The 7168-nt window shown below is 70.2% G+C and carries 4 protein-coding genes; all 4 read left to right on the top strand.

The window, feature by feature from the left end:
• Window positions 1–2594, top strand: a 2594-nt coding sequence (locus ACTIDRAF_RS28660) for a non-ribosomal peptide synthetase (protein ID WP_039787120.1), incomplete at its 5' end; no start/stop codon positions are given.
• A complete protein-coding gene (locus tag ACTIDRAF_RS0212950) occupies window positions 2584–4251 on the top strand; it encodes a phytoene desaturase family protein (protein WP_016699166.1) in 1668 nt (555 codons plus the stop codon). The genes ACTIDRAF_RS28660 and ACTIDRAF_RS0212950, both read left to right, overlap by 11 nt.
• Before the next feature lie 31 nt (window positions 4252–4282).
• Complete coding sequence (locus ACTIDRAF_RS0212945) at window positions 4283–6007, top strand: phytoene desaturase family protein (RefSeq protein ID WP_016699165.1); 1725 nt, start codon at window positions 4283–4285, stop codon at window positions 6005–6007.
• Complete coding sequence (locus ACTIDRAF_RS0212940; RefSeq protein WP_016699164.1) at window positions 6004–7059, top strand: MDR family NADP-dependent oxidoreductase; 1056 nt, start codon at window positions 6004–6006, stop codon at window positions 7057–7059. The genes ACTIDRAF_RS0212945 and ACTIDRAF_RS0212940 overlap by 4 nt, the downstream gene beginning before the upstream one ends.
• Window positions 7060–7168 lie beyond the last annotated feature (109 nt).

Genomic DNA, 7168 nt, shown 5'->3' with positions numbered 1-7168 from the left:
CCCCCGAGCCGGTCGACCGGCTGCCGCTGTTGGGGGCGGCGGAGCGAGCGGAGATCCTCGACGGTTGGAGCGGCGCGAACCGGGCCGGTGCCCCCCGCACCTGCGTCCACGACCTCATCGCCGCCGCCGCGGCCCGGACGCCCGACGCCGTCGCGGTCTCCCTGCCCGTCGAGGACGGCCCCAGCCAGCAGCTGCGGTACGGGGAGCTGCTGCGGCGGGCCGACGAGATCGCCGGACACCTGCGAGCCAGGGGAGCGCGGCCCGGGGCGGTCGTCGCGCTCTGCCAGGAGAAGTCCCCCGACCTCGTCAGCACCGTGCTGGCCGTGCTCCGCACCGGCGCCGCCTACCTGCCGCTCGACCCCGGGTACCCGGCCGACCGACTCGACTACATGGTCAGCACGGCCTCGGCCGCGCTGGTCGTCGCGGACCCGCCGGTCCGCCACCGGCTCACCGCGCTGCCCTGCCCGGTGGTCACCCTCGACGAACTCGGCGCCGAACCCGCCCCCGGGTTCGTCCCCGAACCGGTCGACCTCGACTCGACCGCCTACGTCATCTACACCTCCGGTTCCACCGGCAGGCCCAAGGCGGTGCGGGTCAGCCACCGCAACCTCGCCTCGGTCCAGGAGGCCTGGCGCGTCGAGTACGGGCTGGACGACGAGGTGCGGGTGCACCTCCAGATGGCCAGCTTCTCCTTCGACGTCTTCACCGGCGACCTCGTCCGCGCCCTCTGCTCCGGCGGGACGCTGGTGCTGGTGGACCGCGACCTGCTGTTCGACACGGCACGGCTGCACCGGACGATGCTCGCCGAGCGGGTGGACTGCGGGGAGTTCGTCCCCGCGGTGGTGCGCACCCTGGCGACCTACTGCGAGAACGAGGGGGAACGGCTCGACTTCCTCCGCCTGCTGGTCGTCGGTTCCGACGCCTGGAAGGTCGAGGAGTACCAGCGGTTGCGGCAGCTCTGCGGGCCGAACACCCGACTGGTGAACTCCTACGGCCTGAGTGAGACGACCATCGACAGCGCCTACTTCGAGGGATCGGTGGACCACCTCGAACCCGGTCAGATGGTCCCGATCGGACGGCCGTTGCCCGGCAGCGAGCTGTACATCCTGGACGAGCGCGGCGAGCCGACCCCCGCCGGGGTGCCGGGTGAGCTGTGGATCGGCGGCGAGGGCGTGTCCGACGGGTACGTCGGCGACGCGGAGCAGACCGCCGAGCGGTTCGTCACCCGCGTGCTCGGCGCGGGACCGGACGCCCCGGAACTGCGGTTGTACCGCACCGGCGACCTCGCACGCTGGGACGCGGGCGGGGGAGTGGAACTGCTCGGCAGGGTCGACAGCCAGGTCAAGGTGCACGGCCACCGGATCGAGACCGGGGAGATCGAGTCGCGGCTCACCGCGTGGGAGGGGGTGTCCGAGGCCGTCGTCACGGTGCGCCTGGACGGCCGGGGGGAGAACGTCCTCTGCGCCTACTGCGTCGCCGCGCCCGGCGTCGATTTCGACCGGCGGGAGCTCCGCAGGCACCTCGCCGAGTACCTGCCCACCTTCATGATCCCCACCCACCTCGTCGAGCTGGCCGCGCTGCCCCTCACCCCCAACGGCAAGGTCGACCTCGCCGCGCTCCCGGCGCCCGACGGCGCGGACGACGAGCAGCCCTACGAGCCGCCCACCACCCTGTACGAGGTCAGGATGGCCGCGCACTGGGAGGCGATCCTCGGGGTGGAGCGGGTCGGCCTCCACCACGACTTCTTCGAGCTCGGCGGCGGCTCCATCAAGCTGATCGAGCTGATCTACCACCTCCAGAACGAGTTCGCGGTCAGCATCCCCGTGAGCCAGCTCTTCCGGGTCACGACGCTGCACGGCATGGCCAGCGCGGTGCAGGACATCGTGACCGGGCGGGCCGAGGGAGCACTGCCCTACCTGCGGTTCAACCCGGAGCGGGCCGACACCGCCTTCTGCTTCCCCCCGGCCGGTGGGCACGGCCTGGTCTACCGGCAGTTCGCGGCCCAGCTCGACGAGTACCGCCTCGTCGCCTTCAACTACCTCACCGGGGACGACAAGGTGGGCCGCTACGCCGACCTGGTCGAATCCCTCCAGGAGGAGGGCCAGCTGTTCCTCCTGGGCTACTCCCTGGGCGGGAACCTCGCCTACGAGGTGGCCAGGGAACTGGAGGGCCGGGGCCGTGTGGTGCGGGAGGTGGTGATCCTCGACTCGCACCGGCTGACCGAGGCCTTCGAGCTGGCCGAGGAACACCTTGCGGTCTTCCAGGAGGAACTCAGCGACCACCTGAAGCGGCACACCGGGTCCGACATCGTGAGCAAGGAGACGATGAGCCAGGCCCGGGACTACCTGGAGTTCTCCAGCCGAACCCCCAACACCGGCTCGATCACCGCCCCGGTCACCCTCGTCGCGGACCAGGACCGGGTGGACTCCTACGCGGCGACCGCGCCGGGGAACTGGTACGGCTGCTCCAGGACCCGCACCACGGTGCTGCGCGGATCGGGCACCCACGCGGAGATGCTCGACCAGGAGCACGCCAAGGCCAACGCCGACCTGCTGCGGGTCCTGCTGTCCGGAGGTGTCGTCGATGCCGCGTGAGAGGCGACCGGTGTGGGAACGCCGCGACCGGGCGCCCGGCGAGCCCCCGCGCGTGATCATCATCGGTGCGGGTGTCAGCGGGATGGCGACCGGCTGCTACGGGCAGATGAGCGGGTTGGAGACCCGGATCTTCGAGAAGCACGTCCTCCCGGGCGGTTGCTGCACCGCCTGGGCCCGCGAGGGCTACGTCTTCGACTACTGCATCGAGTGGTTGATCGGGACGGCGCCGGGCAACGACGCCAACCAGGTGTGGCGGGAACTCGGGGCGCTGGACGGCAAGACCATCACGAACTTCGAGATGTTCAACCGGGTCGTCGACGAGGACGGGCGGGAGGTCATCTTCTACAACGACCCGGACCGCCTCGAACGGCACCTCACCGAGCTCTCCCCGGTGGACGCGCCGCTCATCCGGTCCTTCTGCCGGGACCTGCGGCGGTTCACCGAGTTCGAGCTGTACCCCTTCCTCACCCCGCCGCCCCTCCAGAGCCTGCGGGAGCGGCTCCGGACCCTGCGCACCGTGCTTCCCCGCTTCCGGTTGTTCTGGCGGACCGCGGCGACGCAGATGCACACCTTCGCCGACCGGTTCCAGGACCCGTTGCTGCGCCGCGCGTTCCGCAACATCTTCTTCCAGGACCCGGAGACGTTCCCGGTGCTGCCGTTCCTGTTCAACATGGCCAGCGCCTACCACCAGAACGCCGGATTCCCGCAGGGAGGCTCCCTCGGGCTGGCGCGTTCCATCGAGGACCGCTACACCGGCCTCGGCGGACGCATCGACTACCGGAGCCGGGTGGAGCGCGTCCTGGTCGAGGACGGCCGCGCGGTCGGTGTGGAGCTGAAGGGGGGCGAACGGCACTACGCCGACCACGTCGTCTCGGCCTGCGACGGGCAGACCACCATCTACCAGCTGCTCGGCGGCGAGTACACCAGCCCCCGGGTTGAACGCCTCTACGACGACCTGATCGACCGGCCGGGAATCCTGTTCCCCGCGGTGGTGTCGGCCTTCGTCGGAGTGGAGGGCGAGTTCGACGCCGCCGACCCGCACAGCTCCACCTACCTGCTCAGCGAGCAGGAGGCCGAGCGGCTGCCGGGAGCGCTCCAACCCAGCCTGGTCGTGCAGCTGCGCTCCCACTACTCGGAGGGTTTCGCGCCACCGGGGAAGTCGGTCATCCACTGCACCTACTTCAGCGACTTCCACTACTGGGCCGAGCTGCGGAGCACGGACCGGAAGGCCTACTGGGCCAGGAAGCGCGAACTCGCCGACTTCGTGCGCACGGTGCTCGTGGACCGCCTGCCGCACCTGCGGGACCGGATCGAACTCGTGGACATCGCCTCGCCCGCGACGACACTGCGCTACACCGGGAACCACGTCGGCAGCATCCTCGCGTGGAAGGCCTTCTCCGACGCCGAGGACGTCGCCAACGAGCTGATCGCGAAGGACCGGATGCGGCTGCCCGGGCTGGCCGGCTTCTGGATGACCGGGCAGTGGGTGGGGATGGGCGGGCTGATCCGGGCCGCCTCCACCGGCAGGTTCGTCACCCAGTACCTGTGCGCGGAGCTGGGACTGGAGTTCCGGGCCGAGGAGAGCGACAACGTCGAGCCGTGGCACCCCGACCGCCTCGGCTCCCTGCCCCAACTCGACCAACGGCCCGTGCGGTAGCCAGGCGCCGGTGAACCAAGGAGCCATCACCATGCCCAGCCCAGAGCACACACGCAAGACGATGATCATCATCGGCGCGGGCCTCGGCGGTCTGTCCACGGGGTGCTACGCGCAGATGAACGGGTACCAGAGCCAGATCTTCGAGATGCACGAGATCCCGGGCGGGTGCTGCACCGCCTGGGACCGGGGGAACTACACCCTGGACTGCTGCATCAGCTGGTTGCTCGGCAACGGGCCGGGCAACGAGATGCACCAGATCTGGTTGGAGCTCGGCGCGCTCCAGGGCAAGGAGATGCGCCACTTCGACGTGTTCAACATCGTCCGGGGCCGGGACGGTCGGGCGGTCTACTTCTACTCCGACCCCGACCGGCTGGAAGCCCACCTGCTGGAGCTCTCCCCCGGGGACGCCCGGCTGATCAGGGACTTCTGCCACGGACTGCGCAGGTTCCGCAAGGCCATCAACGTGTACCCGTTCCTCAAGCCGGTCGGGTTGATGACGACCTGGCAGAAGCTCCGCATGTTCGCCTCCTTCGCGCCCTACTTCAACACGGTCCGCAAGTCCATCTCCGTGCTGATGTCGGACTACTCGGCGAAGTTCAGGGACCCCCTGCTGCGCGAGGCCTTCAACTTCATCCTCTACGAGCGGCACCCGAACTTCCCGGTGCTGCCGTTCTACTTCCAGCTCGCCTCCCACGCCAACCAGTCCGCCGGGGTTCCCGAGGGCGGGTCCCTCGGGCTGGCGACCTCCATCGAGGGGCGTTACCGCAGGCTGGGCGGCACGGTCACCTACAACGCCAAGGTCGAGGAGATCCTCGTCGAGAACGACACGGCCGTGGGGGTCCGGCTCAGCGACGGGCGGGAGGAGCGGGCCGACATCGTGGTCTCCGCCGCCGACGGGCACACCACGATGACCAAGTTCCTCAAGGGGCGCTACCTCAACGAGGAGTACCGGCAGCTCTACACCGAGACCATCACGAAACCCGGCATGGTCTTCCCCGGGTACTTCACGTTGTTCCTCGGTCTCCGGCGGCCCTTCCCCGAGGGCGACCCGTGCACGACGTACCTGTTGGAGGACGAGGACGCGAAGGACCTCCTCGGTATCCGCCACGCCAGCATCAACGTGCAGTTCCGGAGCCGGCACTACCCGGAGCTGTCCCCGGAGGAGACCAGCGTCGTCTACGCCACGTACTTCTGCGACATCGAGCCGTGGCGGGAGATCGCGGAGGGGCCGGCGCAGCAGGCGCGCGTCCGTCGCGGGGAGGAGCTGCACACCCTCCCGGTCCGCCGTGGGCGTGAGTACCACCAGGCCAAACGCCGGGTGCGGGACGCGATCACCCGCTTCCTGGAGAAGCGCTACCCGGGGCTCACCGAGGCGATCGCGGTCCGGGACATGTCCACCCCGCTCACGCAGGTCCGCTACACGGGCAACTACGACGGGACCGTCCTCGGCTGGCAGCCGTTCGTCGACAGCGGCGAGACGCTGGAGGAACTGGTGAAGAAGTACGGGCCCGGGCTGCCCGGGCTGCGCAACTTCTACCAGTCCGGGGTGTGGGCGACGACGGGCGGCCTGATCCGGGCGGGAGCGGCGGGCCGGCACGTCATGCAGTTCGTGTGCCGGGACGACGGCCGCGAGTTCACGGCGAGCGTCGACGAGTCGGCGCCCCCGCCGACCCATGTGGTCATTCCCGTTGGACCGGGGGCCGCGCCCACCGCGGCACCGAAAACCGAGATCACCGTGACAGGGAGTGTGCGTTGAAGGTCGAGAAGTGGGTGGTCCGCGAGCACGTCGAGGGTGTCCCGGACGTCGGACGGGTCTACGAGAAGGTCGTCGAGGAGATGGACGTCCGACTCCGGGACCACGAGATGCTGCTGCGGACCCTGTACGTCTCGGTGGACCCCTACCTCCAGGGCATCGCCCTGGACACACCGCTGGGGAACCACATGGGCGCCGACTCGGTGATGGAGGTCGTGGAGGCCGGGCCCCGCGCCCCGCACCGGGTGGGGGACCTGGTGCAGGGGTTCGGGGGCTGGCGCACCCACCTCATCAGCGACGGCGCCGCCGAGCTGTGGCAGACCGGCACGTTCCCCATGGTGTTCCCCGACTACCGCCGGCTCGACCCCGCCTGGTACGACGACACCCTCCCGCTCTCCACGGCCCTGGGTGTGCTCGGTGGGCCGGGCATGACGGCCTGGGGGATCATGAACAGGTTCATGACCGTGTCCCCCGGTCAGACGGTGGTCGTCAGCGGTGCCTCGGGTTCCGTCGGGTCGCTGGTGGGGCAGCTCGCGAGGCGGGCCGGAGCCCGGGTGGTGGGCACGACGAGTTCGCCGGCGAAGACCGAGTACCTGCGTGAGCTCGGGTTCGACGAGGTGATCCACTACCGACAGGGCGACGACACCGAGTCGGTCCACGCGGCGCTGGCGGCGGCGGCACCCGACGGGGTCGACCGGTACGTCGACTGCCTCGGCGGCAACATCACCGACGCGGTCTTCGACCAGCTCAACGTCTACAGCCAGGTCGCGGTGTGCTGGCAGTGGGCGGCGCAGATCGGCAACGAACACGTGGGCCCCCGCCTCCTGCCGCACATCATGTTCCCCCGCACCACCATCCGGGGAATCTTCTCGTTGGAGTGGTTCACCGACGAGAACTGGGCCGCGTTGCACGAGGAACTGGGCGGCCTGGTGCGGCGGGGTGAGATCACCTACCACCAGACCGTCCGGCACGGTTTCGACGAGATCCCCGCCGCCTACCGGAGCCTGTACGCCAACCGGGAGGCGAACCGGGGCAAGGTCCTCGTCGAGCTCTGAGCCGGCCCCGATACCCGGCGCGTGGCGCGGGGGCGGGTCGGGGGTCTCGACCCTCGTGCCGGCCCTCGTCCCCAGGGGGCGACCGGCAGGCCGCGCGGCGCGTCCCGCC

Source organism: Actinoalloteichus spitiensis RMV-1378 (assembly GCF_000239155.1).
GTDB lineage: Bacteria > Actinomycetota > Actinomycetes > Mycobacteriales > Pseudonocardiaceae > Actinoalloteichus_B > Actinoalloteichus_B spitiensis.
The sequence above is the reverse complement of the archived record's forward strand: the minus strand, read 5'-3'. Positions and strand labels throughout refer to the sequence as shown.